The 13,235-nt window shown below is 70.2% G+C and carries 15 protein-coding genes and 1 tRNA gene; 7 read left to right on the forward strand and 9 right to left on the reverse strand.

The window, feature by feature from the left end; translation table 11 throughout:
- Nucleotides 1-6 precede the first annotated feature (6 nt).
- Both ACPXBU_RS22635 and ACPXBU_RS22640 read right to left on the reverse strand, forming a co-directional pair.
- On the reverse strand, nt 7-1,467 hold the full coding sequence (locus ACPXBU_RS22635; protein ID WP_425759569.1) for a hypothetical protein: 1,461 nt from the start codon (nt 1,465-1,467) through the stop codon (nt 7-9).
- Nucleotides 1,464-2,018: a SigE family RNA polymerase sigma factor gene (locus ACPXBU_RS22640; RefSeq protein ID WP_425759570.1), complete on the reverse strand. Its 555-nt coding sequence runs from the start codon at nt 2,016-2,018 to the stop codon at nt 1,464-1,466. The genes ACPXBU_RS22635 and ACPXBU_RS22640 overlap by 4 nt, the downstream gene beginning before the upstream one ends.
- Before the next feature lie 141 nt (nt 2,019-2,159).
- Here ACPXBU_RS22640 and ACPXBU_RS22645 point away from each other — a divergent pair, with 141 nt between their 5' ends.
- Nucleotides 2,160-2,813 carry a class I SAM-dependent DNA methyltransferase gene (locus ACPXBU_RS22645; protein WP_425759572.1) on the forward strand — a complete coding sequence of 218 codons (654 nt, stop codon included), beginning with the start codon at nt 2,160-2,162 and terminating at the stop codon, nt 2,811-2,813.
- A gap of 35 nt (nt 2,814-2,848) precedes the next feature.
- Here ACPXBU_RS22645 and ACPXBU_RS22650 read toward each other — a convergent pair whose 3' ends face one another.
- The 3 genes from ACPXBU_RS22650 to ACPXBU_RS22660 form a co-directional block, all read right to left on the reverse strand.
- A complete protein-coding gene (locus ACPXBU_RS22650; protein WP_425759573.1) occupies nt 2,849-3,367 on the reverse strand; it encodes a hypothetical protein in 519 nt (172 codons plus the stop codon).
- Between the two features lie 100 nt (nt 3,368-3,467).
- Nucleotides 3,468-3,544: transfer RNA gene (locus ACPXBU_RS22655), tRNA-Pro, on the reverse strand.
- An 85-nt stretch (nt 3,545-3,629) separates the two neighbouring features.
- Nucleotides 3,630-4,523 carry a metallophosphoesterase gene (locus ACPXBU_RS22660; protein WP_357075460.1) on the reverse strand — a complete coding sequence of 298 codons (894 nt, stop codon included), beginning with the start codon at nt 4,521-4,523 and terminating at the stop codon, nt 3,630-3,632.
- Between the two features lie 25 nt (nt 4,524-4,548).
- On the opposite strand from ACPXBU_RS22660, the gene ACPXBU_RS22665 reads away from it, so the two are divergent.
- Together ACPXBU_RS22665 and ACPXBU_RS22670 are read left to right on the forward strand one after the other, a co-directional pair.
- On the forward strand, nt 4,549-5,004 hold the full coding sequence (locus ACPXBU_RS22665) for a GatB/YqeY domain-containing protein (protein WP_393369297.1): 456 nt from the start codon (nt 4,549-4,551) through the stop codon (nt 5,002-5,004).
- 185 nt (nt 5,005-5,189) lie between these two features.
- Nucleotides 5,190-5,504: a hypothetical protein gene (locus ACPXBU_RS22670; protein WP_425759574.1), complete on the forward strand. Its 315-nt coding sequence runs from the start codon at nt 5,190-5,192 to the stop codon at nt 5,502-5,504.
- A gap of 80 nt (nt 5,505-5,584) precedes the next feature.
- Here ACPXBU_RS22670 and ACPXBU_RS22675 read toward each other — a convergent pair whose 3' ends face one another.
- A complete protein-coding gene (locus ACPXBU_RS22675) occupies nt 5,585-8,005 on the reverse strand; it encodes a penicillin-binding protein (RefSeq protein ID WP_425759697.1) in 2,421 nt (806 codons plus the stop codon).
- 407 nt (nt 8,006-8,412) lie between these two features.
- On the opposite strand from ACPXBU_RS22675, the gene ACPXBU_RS22680 reads away from it, so the two are divergent.
- A complete protein-coding gene (locus ACPXBU_RS22680; protein WP_393369305.1) occupies nt 8,413-8,733 on the forward strand; it encodes a WhiB family transcriptional regulator in 321 nt (106 codons plus the stop codon).
- A gap of 6 nt (nt 8,734-8,739) precedes the next feature.
- On the opposite strand, the gene ACPXBU_RS22685 is transcribed toward ACPXBU_RS22680, so the two are convergent.
- Genes ACPXBU_RS22685 through ACPXBU_RS22695 form a run of 3 tightly spaced genes read right to left on the reverse strand, consistent with a single transcriptional unit; the run spans nt 8,740 to nt 11,539 of the window.
- On the reverse strand, nt 8,740-9,891 hold the full coding sequence (locus ACPXBU_RS22685; protein WP_393369308.1) for an ArsA family ATPase: 1,152 nt from the start codon (nt 9,889-9,891) through the stop codon (nt 8,740-8,742).
- Between the two features lie 53 nt (nt 9,892-9,944).
- The gene (locus tag ACPXBU_RS22690) at nt 9,945-10,922 is read right to left on the reverse strand and encodes an ArsA-related P-loop ATPase (RefSeq protein ID WP_393369311.1); all 978 of its coding nucleotides are present in this window, start codon (nt 10,920-10,922) and stop codon (nt 9,945-9,947) included.
- Between the two features lie 26 nt (nt 10,923-10,948).
- Nucleotides 10,949-11,539 (reverse strand): hypothetical protein, encoded by a 591-nt coding sequence (locus ACPXBU_RS22695; RefSeq protein ID WP_393370433.1) that lies wholly within the window; start codon nt 11,537-11,539, stop codon nt 10,949-10,951.
- A 533-nt stretch (nt 11,540-12,072) separates the two neighbouring features.
- Here ACPXBU_RS22695 and ACPXBU_RS22700 point away from each other — a divergent pair.
- From ACPXBU_RS22700 to ACPXBU_RS22710, 3 genes are read left to right on the forward strand one after another with little or no spacing between them, the layout of a single operon-like run.
- On the forward strand, nt 12,073-12,555 hold the full coding sequence (locus ACPXBU_RS22700) for a hypothetical protein (RefSeq protein WP_393369313.1): 483 nt from the start codon (nt 12,073-12,075) through the stop codon (nt 12,553-12,555).
- 45 nt (nt 12,556-12,600) lie between these two features.
- A complete protein-coding gene (locus tag ACPXBU_RS22705) occupies nt 12,601-12,756 on the forward strand; it encodes a DUF4177 domain-containing protein (protein WP_007466198.1) in 156 nt (51 codons plus the stop codon).
- Nucleotides 12,753-13,214, forward strand: coding sequence for a RidA family protein (locus tag ACPXBU_RS22710; protein ID WP_357252990.1), 462 nt, complete (start codon nt 12,753-12,755; stop codon nt 13,212-13,214). Before ACPXBU_RS22705 ends, ACPXBU_RS22710 begins: the two co-directional genes overlap by 4 nt.
- The last annotated feature ends 21 nt before the right edge of the window (nt 13,215-13,235 follow it).

Consider the following 13,235-nt stretch of genomic DNA (forward strand, 5'->3'; position numbering starts at 1 on the left):
GCGCGCTCAGTCCTGGTTCCAGGTGTCCGTCTCGAATATCGACTGCGCACCCTCCCCGGCCACCTGGCCGCTGGCGAGCGTCCGGCCGGACGCGTCGAGCGCCTCGACGACGAGACCCGTCATGGAGTCGGGCACGGGCACCACCGCCCCGGAGCCGCTGACCGCAGCCGTCGCGACCTCGCGTCCGTCCTGCGCCACCCGCACCCGGGTGGCTGCCGCCGGCGTCACCACGAGCAGGGCCCTCGGGGCCTCGTCTCCGATGATGTCACTGTCGATCGACACAGCCAGGACGCCGGCGGGGTCGGTCGGGTCCGTCGCGACGGTGAAGGAGGCGCCGGTGCCGATCACGCCGTTTGCCCTCGGTTGGTCGAGGTCGATCGTCACCTCGCCGACCCAACCGCCGCCGCCGGCCGCGGGAGCGGCCAGGATCGTCGTCCTGCCGCTCTCCGTCGACCCGCCGGCGGCCGGTGATCCGTCGGCGGAGCGGGCGGGGAGGCCGGTGACGTGCCCGCCCCACACCACGCTCGGCAGGGCGGTCAGCTGGTATCCCGCCGACTTGGCGTACCCCGACACCAGCAGTCGGGCGCGCTGCTCCGGAACACTCCCGCGTACGCGGGACATCGCGGTCGCGAGTTGCGCGTCGGTCAGCGGTCCCGGCAACAGCGAACCCGGGCCCGGGGTCATCTTGCGTGTCACCGTGCCGCAGTCGACCCGCCACCACTCGGGCCGCTGGGTCTCCGGGGTACGGATCAGGTAGGAGCCGGTCGGCTCCGGGGTCCACTGGAACGCTGTGCCGGTGGGCAACGGTGAGGTGAGGAAGACGCACCCGGCGGGTGCGACAGCCACGTGGATGGTCTTGCCCGGCCCGGACGGGTCGCCCAGGGCGAGACTCTCGTACGGTTCCAGGCCGTCGCCGACGCCCCGACCGGCGTTGGTACTGGCCAGCTTCTCGGCGCTGGCCCCCTCGTCGGCGGACAGCCACATCGCGGCGCTCGGCCAGCCGGTGGCCGGATCGGGCTGGTCGCGGACGAAGGCGGCGAGCGCGATCCGCTGGCCGCCGACGTCGTCGACGAACAGCACCTTCACCGCGGTCACCGGCACGGCCAGCCGGGGGATGTCGCCCCGGCGCTGCGCGGCCAACAGGAGTTCGGAGAGCTGGCGGACATAGCCGCTGTCCTGGCCGATGACGCCCCGCGGCGGTGACTGGAGGAGTCTGTCCGACCAGGCCAGCACGGGTGCGATGGACTCGGTCGAGTCCACCGGTGGTGGTGGGGTGGTCCGGCCCGGGTCGGCGATCGCGAAGGCCGCTCCGCCCACTGAGACCACAAGTGCGAGGGCCAACCCACCCATCCGACGCTGCCGGCTCCGTCGATAGCGGGCCCTGGCCCGGCCGTACGGATCCGGCTGTGGGGTCAGGTTCCTGCTCAGCTCGGCCAGCGCCTGGCCCACTTCCTCGTCGACAGTCATGGTGTAGCCCCCGTCATCGTCGTCGTCCCGGTCGGTGCTGGACTGGCTGCCGGTGAGGCCGGTATCGGTGGCGGCGCGTCCGACGCCAGTGCGAGACGCAGGCGTGCCAGACCTCGCGACGCACGGCTCTTGACCGACCCCACGGAGCAGCCCAGGGCGGCAGCGACCGCCACCTCCGGCAGATCGACCACGTACCGGAGCACGATCACGGCCCGGGTGCGGGGCGTCAGCTCCCGCATCGCCTCGTACAGGGCGTGCCGTTCGGTCACCGCCTCCGTCATGTCCCGGCCGGACCGGTCCGGCAGGATCGACGTCACCACCTCGTGCACGCGGTGGCGGCGCCAGCTGCTGATGTGGTGATTGACCATGACCCGTCGCAGGTACGCCATCGGATCGTCGACCCGACGCCACCTGCGCATCACCTTCACCAGCGCCGTCTGGACCAGATCCTCGGCATCCTGGGCCGACCCGGTGAGGTGGTACGCCACGCGCAGAAGATCCATGTAGCGCGTCTCGACGAACTCTCGAAAATGCTCGTCGTCCACTGCCATAAGCCCCCGCCTCGGTTGGTTACCCATCACGACTCCGTCGGGGGCCAATAGGTTGAAGCCGGCCGCAGGGCACATCGTGCAGTTCCAGCGCGTCCCGTCGGCGTGCGGCGCGCTGTCGACCGCTGCGCTACTGTGCCCGGGATGAGCGCCGACGGCTGGCTGGCCGACACCCGGACGTCCTACGACACGGTGGCCGCAAGTTACGCCGAGATGCTGCGCGACGCACTCGCCGCCGCGCCGTACGAACGGGCGGTCCTGGCGTTGTTCGCCGAGCTGACCCGCCTTGGCGGCGAGGGACCCGTGGCAGACATCGGCTGTGGGCCGGGACGGATCACCGCCCACCTGCACAGCCTCGGTGTCGACGCCTTCGGCATCGACCTCTCGCCCGCGATGATCGACATCGCCCGACGCGACAATCCTGACCTGCGGTTCGCTGTGGGTTCCATGACTGACCTCGACCTCACCGACTCCTGCGTCGCCGGCATCCTGGCCTGGTTCTCACTCATCCACGTCCCGGACGACGACGTGCCCACGGTGCTGGCCCACTTCCACCGGGTGCTGCGTCCCGGTGGCACCCTGCTGCTCGCCTTCCACGTCGGTGACGGGCACCGGCTGAAGACCGAGGGCTACGGCGGTCACCCGATGAACGTGTACGTGCACCGCCGCCCACCCGACCGGGTCGCCGCCTGGCTCGGCGACGCCGGGTTCACTGTCGAGGCCCAACTGCTGTACCGCCCCGACGAGACCAGGTACGGGGCGTTTCTCTTCGCACGCCGGGGGTCTGACAAGGAATGACAGTGTTCGCGTGCCCCCGATGCGGGCCTCGGAGATCAGGGCCGGCTTGCGCGGAGGAACAGCGTCACGGTGTCTTCCCTGTCGAGGTCCGCAAGCAGGCGGCGGTAGGTGCCGTTGGGTCCCGGTGTTTCTTCGTCCAGTCCGGAGACCCGGACAGCCGTCTCGGGGTGCCAGCTGTTTCCTCCGCCGACGTCGTCCTGCTTACTCACGACGCGTAGCCCGGGGGTCAAGGTGGCGGCGAAATCTCCGTCAGTCAGGAAGGTGTCGAGGGCCGCGCGAGGAATCCGGAACCTGGCCGAGAGGTAGGTCTCCAGCCCGTTACTCTGGGCGGCCGACAGGAGGACCGTGCCGGGCGGAAAGGTCACGTGGGCGAAGGCTTCGACCTCCGATGCGCTTGCTGGCTGAGGCGCTGACTGAAGAGAGTCATCCAAGTCCTCAAGCGCGCCAACGGCCACGTAGCCGCACGAGACCAGAGACAGCACGAGGCTCAAGCTGGCCAGGACGAGAGCGGCCGTGGCCCTGCGGCTGGGCTTCGGCGCCGGCTGGTCAGACACCTGCCGCACGATACGCGACTCATAGCGTGGTGTTGATCTCCGGCACCGCCGTTGAAGCACCAGAGGGCACATCCATGGATCGGATGTGCCCTCTGACCTCTGGTCGGGGTGGCCGGATTCGAACCGACGACCTCTTCGTCCCGAACGAAGCGCGCTACCAAGCTGCGCCACACCCCGAGGCGTGCCGACAAATAGTAGCCCACCCGCCCGGATGGTCAAACTCGGTACCCCCGCCGCCCTGGCCAGCGGGCGACGGGGTTCGTCAGCGGGGGATGAGGGTGAGGATGCTGGCCTCCGGGGGGCAGGCGAAGCGGATCGGGGCGGTCGGGTGGGTGCCGAGGCCGGCGGAGACGTGCAGCCAGGAGTCCGAGCCCGGCCAGCGGTGCAGACCACGCGCCATCGAGCGGGGCAGGCCGCAGTTGGTCACCAGGGCCCCGTAGCCCGGTACGCAGACCTGACCGCCGTGGGTGTGCCCGGCGAGCAGCAGCCCGAAGCCGTCCGCGGCCATCTGGTCGAGCACCCGCGGCTCCGGGGAGTGCGTCAGCGCGATGGACAGATCCGCGGAGGACGAGACCGCCCCGGCCACGGTGGGGTAGTCGTCCCGGTCGATGTGCGGGTCGTCCACGCCGACCAGGTCGAGCTGCCGGCCGCCGGCCTTCAGCGTGGTCCGGGCGTTGTTGAGGTCCGCCCAGCCGGCGCCCGTGAACACCTGGCGCAACTCCTCGTAGGGCAGCTCGACGCCCTCGGTGTACTCCCGGTCGGGCAGGAAGTAGGTGAAGGGGTTCTTCAACACCGGGCCGGTGTAGTCGTTGGAGCCGAACACGAACGCCCCGGGATAGTCCAGCAGCGGCTGGAGGGCCCGCAGCACTCCGGGCACCGCTCCCGGGTGGGCCATGTTGTCGCCGGTCACCACCACCAGGTCGGGGTCGAGGGCGGCCAGCGACGCCACCCAGCGCTGCTTGCGCGCCTGGTCGGGCATCATGTGCAGGTCCGACAGGTGCAGCACGCGCAGCGGCTCCGCGTCGGCCGGCAGCACCGGCACGTCGTACCGCCGCAGGGTGAACATGTTGCGCTCGATGAGCGACGCGTACGCGAGGGTGGCCGCGCCGACCGTGGCGGTTCCGGCGGCAAGCCGGAATAGTGTGCGCTTTCGCATGGCGTTCAGGGTAGTTTGACCGTCCATGAGCACGCTGAAGGACCGCCTCACCGCCGACATGCGTTCCGCGCTCAAGGCGCGCGACGAGCTGACCACCTCCACGCTGCGGATGGCCCTGGCCGCCGTCGGCACCGCCGAGGTCGCCGGCAAGGCCAAGCGCGAGCTCACCGATGACGAGGTGCTCGCCGTGTTGACCAAGGAGGCCAAGAAGCGCCGGGAGGCGGCCACCGCCTTCGCCGACGCCGGCCGCGCCGAGCAGGCCGCGAAGGAGACCGCCGAGGGCGAGGTGCTGGACCGCTACCTGCCCAAGCAGCTCTCCGACGCCGAGTTGGCCGAGCTGGTGTCGGGGGCGCTCGCCGCGGGCGGCTTCACCGGGAAGACCCAGATGGGCCCGGCCATGAAGGCGGCCCAGGCCGCGGTGGCGGGCCAGGCCGAGGGTGGTCGGGTGGCCGCCGAGGTACGCCGACAGCTCGGCCTCTGACAGTCGGCGGTGTGACACTTGGCCCCCGCCGATCTTGTGGTTCGACGGGGCACACCGAAGGGCATGTCACTGATATATGGAGGCCTGGCTTGCCCTGATCCGGTCCGCATTGTGATCCGGGAGCGAGGGAGTCGGCCGTAGGTATCCTCTGGTTTGAATGGCCGTACCTGGCGGTGACGTCCACGGTGCTGGTCGCGATCTGGATCGTTCTCGTGATCCGCAATCGCCGCGTGGGCTGGCGCTTCTTCGCCTTTGGCGGAGGGCTGGTCGTCCTGTGCTTTGTCGGGGGGCCGTTGGTGGGCAGGTTGGCGGCACCAGAAATTGCGTGCCGAGCTCAGGAGGGGTTGGCCTGCGGCATGGGGGGTGTCACCGCAGCAGCCTGGGCGAACGGCGCAGTGGCGCTGTGCTGCCTGGTCGTGCTCCTGATCCTGACCCCTCTGGTCAGGCTCGCCGCCCGCGGCGGCTCGACGCCGTTGCCCAGGTCCGGTGACGGTTCATAGGGCCGCCGCCTGAGTCCGGTCTAGACGAAACGGGCGGGCACCCGGTGTGGGTGCCCGCCCGTCGTGTCCTGATCGTCGACTCAGCCGCCGGGACGGCCACCGGGTCGACCGGTGTTGCCGGGTTGCCCGCCGCCGGTGTTGCCCGGCGTGGCGCCACCGCCGCCGTTACTGACCTGGATGGTGACCACGCCACCCTTGATGGTGCGGCCGTCGGGGCTGGTGCCGTGGGCGGTGCCCGCCGGGCAGGACGACGGCACCTTGGCCTCGGAGACCACCGGCTCGAAGCCCGCGTCCTTGAGCCGGGACTTCGCCTGCTCCACCGAAATGCAGCTCACGCCGGGGATGCTGCGCTGGTCACCCTCGGAGATCTTCTGGCCCGGTGGCTCGAACTGGATGCGCTCCTTGTTCTTCATGGCATCCCGCAGCGTCTCGTACACCGGCGGGTTGATGCCGTTCTTTTCCTTGTGCAGCATCCTGACGTTCGTCTGCGGCCAGTCCGGGTCGGCCATGATGCCGGCCACCGCGTACTGCCTGGTCATCGCGACCAGTGCGGCGGTCTTCTCCGAGTCGGTGGTGCCGGACTTGCCGGCCACCGGCGCGTCGACGATGCCCTTCACGACGGCGGCGGTGCGGCTGCTGCCGCACTTGCTGGTGCTGGAGTTGTCGCCGACCGGGCAGCGGGCGGCGTCCACGGCGGCTCGGGCCACCTCGGTGCTGAACCGCTTCTCACAGCGCGGGTTGGCGATGTCCAGCTTGTTGCCGTCCGGGTCGCGGATCTCCTGCACCGGGATCGGCTCGCAGTACTTACCGTCCGCCGCCAGGGTCGCGTACGCGTTGGCCAGGTCCAGCGGGGTGGTCTGCGAGACACCGAGGGTGAAGGCGCCCCACTGGTGCGCCCCCTTCTCCAGGGTCAGATCCTCCTCGGTGCGGAACTGGATGCCGGCCCGCTTGGCGGCGCTGACCACGTTCTCCGCGCCGACCTGCTGCTGGAGCGGGACGAAGAACGTGTTCACCGACTGGGCGAAGGCGGTCCACATGTTCTGGACGCCACCGGGCTTCAGACCGGAGTTGGTCGGGCAGTACAGGTTGGTGCCGGGGCAGGCGGCGGGGCCGGGCTGGATCTTGTATTCCGACCGGAACTGCTGCGGCGCGTTCATGCTGAAGCTGAGCGGGATGCCCTTCTCCAGCGCCGCCACGATGGTGAAGATCTTGAAGGTCGAGCCGGCCTGGTAGCCGGTGATGCCGTCGCCACCGGTCAGCAGCGGGTTGACCGTCGCCGGATAGTTGCCCCGGATGCCCTTCCTGCTCTTCGCCGGATCGCTGGAGATCTTGTTCCTGGGCTTCTTCGGGTCGTCCAGCTTGAACTGCCTGTTGACCGCAAGGGCCCGGACCCGGCCGGAGCCGGGCTCGACCACCGCGACCATGGCGGCTTCCTTGCTGTTCTCGCTCTTGGCCTTACGGACCGCCTTGTCCGCGCCGCGCTGCGCCTGGACGTCGATCGAGGTCACCACTGTGTAGCCGCCGCTCTTGAGCCGCCGCTCCCGGTCGTACGTGGTGGAACCGAACGTCTCCTGCTGCATCCACCAGCGGTAGAAGTAGTCGCAGAAGAAGCCCCAGCTGTTGACGTTCGCGGCGACGCAGCCGTTCGGGGTGCGCTTGTCCAGCACCTTGAGCTCGACGGCCTTGGCGGCGTCGGCCTCCTGCTGGGTGATGGCCTTGATGTCGACCATGTTCTGGATGACGTAGTCGCGACGGTCCTTGGCGAGCGGGTAACCCGCCTCGGTGGTCGGGTCGTTCGTGGTGGGCGCCTTGACCATGCCGGCCAGCAGCGCCGCCTCCTCGATCTTGAGCTTGCTCGGCGGCTTACCGAAGTAGACCTGGCTGGCGGCGTAGATGCCGTACGCGCCGTTGCCGAACGAGGCGAGGTTGAGGTAGCGCGTGAGGATCTCGTCCTTGGAGAATTCCTTGTCGACCTGGAGGGCCAGCCGCATCTCCCGAAGCTTGCGGGCGCTGGTGTCCTCGGTCGCCGCGACCACGTCGGCCGGGTGGGTGGCCGAGTAGGCGATGGCCAGCCGGACGTACTGCATGGTCAGCGTCGAGGCTCCCTGCCGGCCGCCGTCGCCCTGGTTGTTGACGAACGCGCGGGCGACACCGTTGATGTCGACGCCGTTGTGCTTGTAGAAGTCGTGGTCCTCGGCCGCGATGATGGCCTTCTGCATCCACGGAGAGATGTCGGCCTGCTTCACGTCGCGCCGGTTCTCGTCGTACATGGTCGCGAGCGGTGTCTTGCCGTCCGAGGCCAGCAGATAACTGATCTGTGGCGCGCGGGCCACCGTCAGCTCCGTGGGCAGGGCGCCGAATGTCTCGGCGCCGGCCTTCGCGGCCAGGCCGGACATCGCCACCGCGGGGAAGGCCGCCGCAGCGACCACCACGCCAGCCAGCAGGCCGCACACCAGCAGCGATGCGGCGTTGGTCAGCACATTGTGGTCACGTTTCCGCATCCAGGTCACCTCGGCATGGTACGCGAGTAGGGAACGAGGGGCGCCTGGGAGTTCTTTCCCCATTTCCTGCGCGCGCTGCCCTCGTTGTGCTAAACGCACGACCCCCGGTGCTTGGTTGCGTGTGACCCGGCGTGAGTCTCCTCCGATTCAGGTGGGCGGCGCAGAGTTATCGCCGACCTCAGCGGGGTAACCGGCGGTCGAAGGCCCGGGAAGCCGGGAAAGTCCGGAATGATGGATTTCGTCGACAACGTTGCGTAATCAGTCGACTACAGAGCATGATGGGGGCGGCGACAGCGCCACATGTCGTCCGTGCCGCCTTGGGGAAGGCGAGCCGGGCGATCGGGGGGAATTGCCGGCTGGCGTGCATCGACGAGGTCGGTAGGTACTGCAAGGGGGGACGTGTACACATGGGCATGATCACTGACTGGCCGTCGCTGGCGGCGTGTCAGAACGGGGACCCGGACGCGTTGTTCGTACAGGGTGCCGAACAGAACGTGGCGAAGCGGATCTGCCGAAGCTGCCCCGTTCGGTACGAGTGCCTGGCCGACGCACTGGACAACCGGATCGAGTTCGGTGTGTGGGGCGGCATGACCGAACGCGAACGGCGGGCGCTGCTGCGTCGACACCCGCAGGTGACGAGCTGGCGCAAGATGTTCGAGGCCGCGATGAAGAAGAACAGCAAGGAAAAGGCCGAAAAGGACAAGATCCTCGTCAGTGCGGCCAACTGACGACGGTCACGGCCGGCTGATCGCCGCGCCGATCGTCCGTAGCCCGTCGACGTCGTGGACGTCGGCGGGCTGCGCCGTCACCGACACCGCCGGCACCGCCGGGAACTCCTCGGTGAACCGCGCGGCGACCTGCTGCTCGCGTGCCGCCTGACGGGCCAGCGCCGCGTGCGCCCGCAGCACGTCGGCGGTGGCCTCGTGCCCGCCCAGCTCGGTCAACCGCTCGGCGGCGACCCGACTCTGCTCGGCGTCCAGCTCCGGCACCGCGAGTCGGTGCACCCGGTTGAGCACCAGGCCGGCCAGCGGCATCCGCTCCTCCCGCAGGCGGCCCGCGAAGTAGGCGGCCTCCCGGACCGCGTCCGGCTCCGGTGTCGCGATCAGGAGGAAGGCCGTCTCCCGTGCCTGGAGGATCCGGTACGTCTGCTCGGCGCGCTGCCGGAAACCGCCGAACATCGAGTCCAGTGCGGCCACGAAGCCGGACAGGTCGGTGAGCAGTTGCGCGCCGAGGACCTTCTGCACCACCTTCGAGAACATCCCGAACGAGGCGGTGACCAGGCTGAACATGCTCCGTCCGCCGCTGCGCGCCGGGGCCAGCAACAGGCGCAGCATCCGGCCGTCGAGGAAGCGGGAGAGCCGGGCCGGGGCGTCCAGGAAATCAAGTGCCGAGCGGGACGGTGGGGTGTCCACCACGATCAGGTCCCACTCGCCCCGGGCGTGCAGTTGGCCGAGCTTCTCCATCGCCATGTATTCCTGCGTGCCCGCGAATGTCGAACTCATCGCCTGGTAGAACGGGTTCGAGAAGATCTCGGCGGCCTTCGTCGGATCGGTGTGCTGCAACACCACGTCGTCGAAGGTGCGCTTCATGTCCAGCATCATGGCGTGCAGCTCGCCGCCGCTGCTCTCGACGTCGATCCCCTTGACCTGCCGGGGTGTGTTGTCCAGCTCGGTCAGGCCCAGCGACTGGGCCAGCCGGCGCGCCGGGTCGATGGTGAGCACCACCGTGCGTCGGCCATGGTGCTCGGCGGCCCGCAGCGCCAGCGCCGCGGCCGTTGTCGTCTTTCCCACTCCGCCGGCACCGCAGCACACGACGATCCGTACGCCGGGGTCGGCGAGGATCTGGTCGACGTCCAGCTGCGGCGCCGCGTCTTCGGAAGGCACCAATCGAGCGTATCGGGCCGCGTGGTCAACGCGCCCGTGCTGCGCTCAGGTGTGAGTCAATCGGCGCGGACGAGGGCCTGGGCCAGTGCCGCCAGCCCCGCCCGGTCCACCCCGTCGGGCAGCAACGGCAGCTCGACCATCGGCAGCCCCAACTCCACCAGGTCGGCGCGGAGCGAATCCTCCAGTTCGCGCCGGATGAGCTGGTCACGCGCCTCGTCGTGCAAACCGGCCACGGTGTCCCGATCGGCTGGCAACCCGGCGGCGACAAGCCCTCGCCGCAGCTCCGCGGCGGTGACCGCCGAGCCGGCGGGCAGTGGCGGTCGGGTGCCGTTGACGATCACCTTTCCGGTGCCGAAGCCGAGCGCGGTCAGGTCGGCGATCGCGTCCACCGTCTCCTGCACCGGCATCTCCTCCAGCAGCGTGACCACGTGGACCGCGGTCATCGGGGAGCGCAACAGCGCGGCGACCCCCTCGCTCTGGGTCTTGATCGGGCCCACCTTCGCCAGCCGGGCCGTCTCCGCCGTGACGTTGAGGAACCGACCGATCCGCCCGGTCGGTGGGGCGTCCAGCACCACCGCGTCGTACGCCCGCCGCTGCCCGGAGGTGCGGGTGGTGGCCTCCTTCACCTTGCCGGTGAGCAGCACGTCCCGCAGACCCGGCGCGATCGTGGTGGCGAAGTCGATGGCGCCGAGTTTGCGCAGCGCCCGGCCCGCCGCGCCCAGCTTGTAGAACATGTCCAGGTATTCGAGCAGCGCCTCCTCGGCGTCCACCGCGAGCGCGCGCACCTCACCGCCGTCCGGCGCGTCGGCGAGGTGTCGCTCCTCGTACGGCAGCGGGTCGATGCCGAAGAGTTGGGCGATGCCCTGCCGCCCCTCGACCTCGACCAGCAGGGTGCGCCGGCCACCGGCGGCAAGCGCGAGGGCCAGGGCCGCCGCCACGCTGGTCTTGCCGGTGCCACCCTTGCCGGTCACCACGTGGAGGCGGGCCGACCATCCGGTACCGGCCGAGTCGAACGGCCGCTCAGCTGCACACACCCGACGAGCCTATCCACGCCCGGTGGTCAGGCGACCTCGCAGACCCACCAACCCGTCTTCTGCACCACCGTGAAGCGCAGGTCCTGGTCGGCGACCTTCTCGTCGGCGGTGGTCATGGTGACCCGGGTGGAGACGGTGGCCCGGTCGCCGGTCTGGTTGTCCACCTTCGGGGTGGTCCACCGGAACCGGGGGTTCTGGTACTCGGAGGCGTACTTCTGCACCTCGGCCACCTTCGCGGCGATCTTCTTGTCGTCGCGGGAGGCGGCGCACACCCGGTTTGTCGCCTTTGTCGCGTCGCGATCCTTGTAGACCGCGGTGAGGAACTCGTCGACGGCGACGGCCGGCTCCTTGGCGCCCTCGCCGGTCTCGGCGTTGCGCAGGGTCAGGAACGCCAGTACGCCACCGCCCACGCAGAGCACCATGATCACGACGAGTGCGATCGCCGCGATCAACAGGCCGCGCTTCTTCTTCGGCTCGGCCGTCCCGGGATACGGCGGGTACGCCGGTGGGGGTGGCGGGATGGCCGCGGAGCCCGGCGTGCCGGGTGCTGTCGGGGCCGGCGTGCCGGCCGCCTCAGCCCCACCGGTCGGCGCGGGGAAGGCCTGCTGGCTGGGGATCGTCGGTGGGGCGGGGAGCGCCGCCGGTGCGGGCGGCGCGGGGAGCGCGAGCTGCCCGGACGGCACGGTGGGGGCCGGTTGGGCGGGGGCGGCCGCGACGCCGGGCTGATCGGTGGGTTCCGGCTGGGCCGGCGGGAGGGCGGGTGGCCCGGCCTGGTCGCCGCTGGGCGGTTGGGTCATCGTCTTCCCCCGGGGGTCCGGCGCCCGCCGCCACCCCTGGCGTCGAGCGTGATCGAGCGGGCTGCCGGGCGCTGCGCGACCGCCCGACCGGAAGGGTAGCGGTCGATGACGCGAGCGGTGTCGCCCGTGCCGCGCGGCTGCCCGCCGATCGGCCGGCGGGACCCAGTGCCGGGAGCGCAATCGGGCCTCTCACCTGCCATGTGTCGCATATGTGACTGTAGGTGGCCATTCGGGCGCGTCTTGTTGGCGGGACTGCGGCCCCGGACCTACCTTTCGTCCCGGCGCGGGGGCCGGAACGGACGAATGGGTCCGGACCGGAAGAGCGATCCGAGCGGTACTACCGGAGGCAGTGCATGCGCGACGTGGACAACATCCCTCGCACCCAGTTCCCGACCAACGAACGGCCGCACCGGTCCGGGTCCATGTTCACGGCCGGTGGACAGATCGGCGGCCAGCCGATCAACGAACGGTCGTACCGCCGGATGCCGGAGCAGACGGAGGTGGGCCAGGCGCCGGGCCACGCCGCCGAGCGGGCCCGCGACGACGACGAGTCGGGTTTCGTCATCCACCTGCCGATCCGGGTGCCGAGTCTGGCGGCGGCGACGGTGCTGGCCGGCCGGGTCGCCGTGTCGCTGGGCTTCCTGCCCGAGCTGGACGCGGGCGAGACCACCGTGTCCAACGCCGACGATCAGAACAACAGGCACCGGGTCTTCTGCGACCTGCTGCTGCCCGACCGGTCCCGCTGCCCCCAGGGGTACGAGCACGAAGGGCTCTGCGGGGAGCTGCCGACCGCGCCGGAGCAACGTCCCGCGCCTCGTCCGGCCAGCGGAACGTAGGCTGTCCCTCGAACAAATTCCGCACCGAGAGGGAGCCCTTCAGCGATGCAGAAGTGGGAATACTCCACGGTCCCGCTGCTGGTCCACGCGACCAAGCAGATCCTCGACAACTGGGGCGAGGACGGGTGGGAGCTCGTCGCCGTGGTCCCCGGGCCGAACCCCGACCAGCTGGTCGCCTACCTGAAGCGACCGAAGGCGTGAGCAACGGTCCGCACGCGAAGCTCGCCGAGCTGGGGCTCGACCTGCCCGAGGTCGTACCGCCGGTGGCCAGTTACGTGCCGGCGGTGCAGTCCGGGCAGCACGTGTACGTCTCCGGCCAGTTGCCGATCGCCGAGGGCAAGCTGCTCGCGACCGGCAAGGTCGGCGCGGGGATCTCCGCCGAGCAGGCGAAGGACCTGGCCCAGCGGTGCGCGCTCAACGCGCTGGCCGCGGTCGACTCGCTTGTCGGCCTGGAAAATGTGGTCAAGGTGGTCAAGGTGACCGGTTTCGTGGCCTCCGCGCCCGGCTTCACCGGTCAACCCGCGGTGATCAACGGCGCCTCCGACCTCTTCGGCACCGTCTTCGGCGAGGCCGGCCGCCACGCCCGCAGCGCCGTGGGGGTGGCCGAGTTGCCCCTCGACGCCCCGGTGGAGGTCGAGCTGATCGTCGAGGTCGCCTGACCCATCCCTCTCGCGATCTTG

Source organism: Micromonospora sp. DT231 (genome assembly GCF_049847025.1).
Classification (GTDB): Bacteria; Actinomycetota; Actinomycetes; order Mycobacteriales; family Micromonosporaceae; genus Micromonospora.

Coding starts and splice junctions, on each gene's coding strand:
- ACPXBU_RS22675 (WP_425759697.1), bottom strand. CDS start 8,005: ATGCGGAAACGTGACCACAATGTGCTGACCAACGCCGCATCGCTGCTG.
- ACPXBU_RS22640 (WP_425759570.1), bottom strand. CDS start 2,018: ATGGCAGTGGACGACGAGCATTTTCGAGAGTTCGTCGAGACGCGCTAC.
- ACPXBU_RS22660 (WP_357075460.1), bottom strand. CDS start 4,523: ATGCGAAAGCGCACACTATTCCGGCTTGCCGCCGGAACCGCCACGGTC.
- ACPXBU_RS22635 (WP_425759569.1), bottom strand. CDS start 1,467: ATGACTGTCGACGAGGAAGTGGGCCAGGCGCTGGCCGAGCTGAGCAGG.
- ACPXBU_RS22705 (WP_007466198.1), top strand. CDS start 12,601: ATGCAGAAGTGGGAATACTCCACGGTCCCGCTGCTGGTCCACGCGACC.
- ACPXBU_RS22680 (WP_393369305.1), top strand. CDS start 8,413: ATGGGCATGATCACTGACTGGCCGTCGCTGGCGGCGTGTCAGAACGGG.
- ACPXBU_RS22700 (WP_393369313.1), top strand. CDS start 12,073: ATGCGCGACGTGGACAACATCCCTCGCACCCAGTTCCCGACCAACGAA.
- ACPXBU_RS22665 (WP_393369297.1), top strand. CDS start 4,549: ATGAGCACGCTGAAGGACCGCCTCACCGCCGACATGCGTTCCGCGCTC.
- ACPXBU_RS22645 (WP_425759572.1), top strand. CDS start 2,160: ATGAGCGCCGACGGCTGGCTGGCCGACACCCGGACGTCCTACGACACG.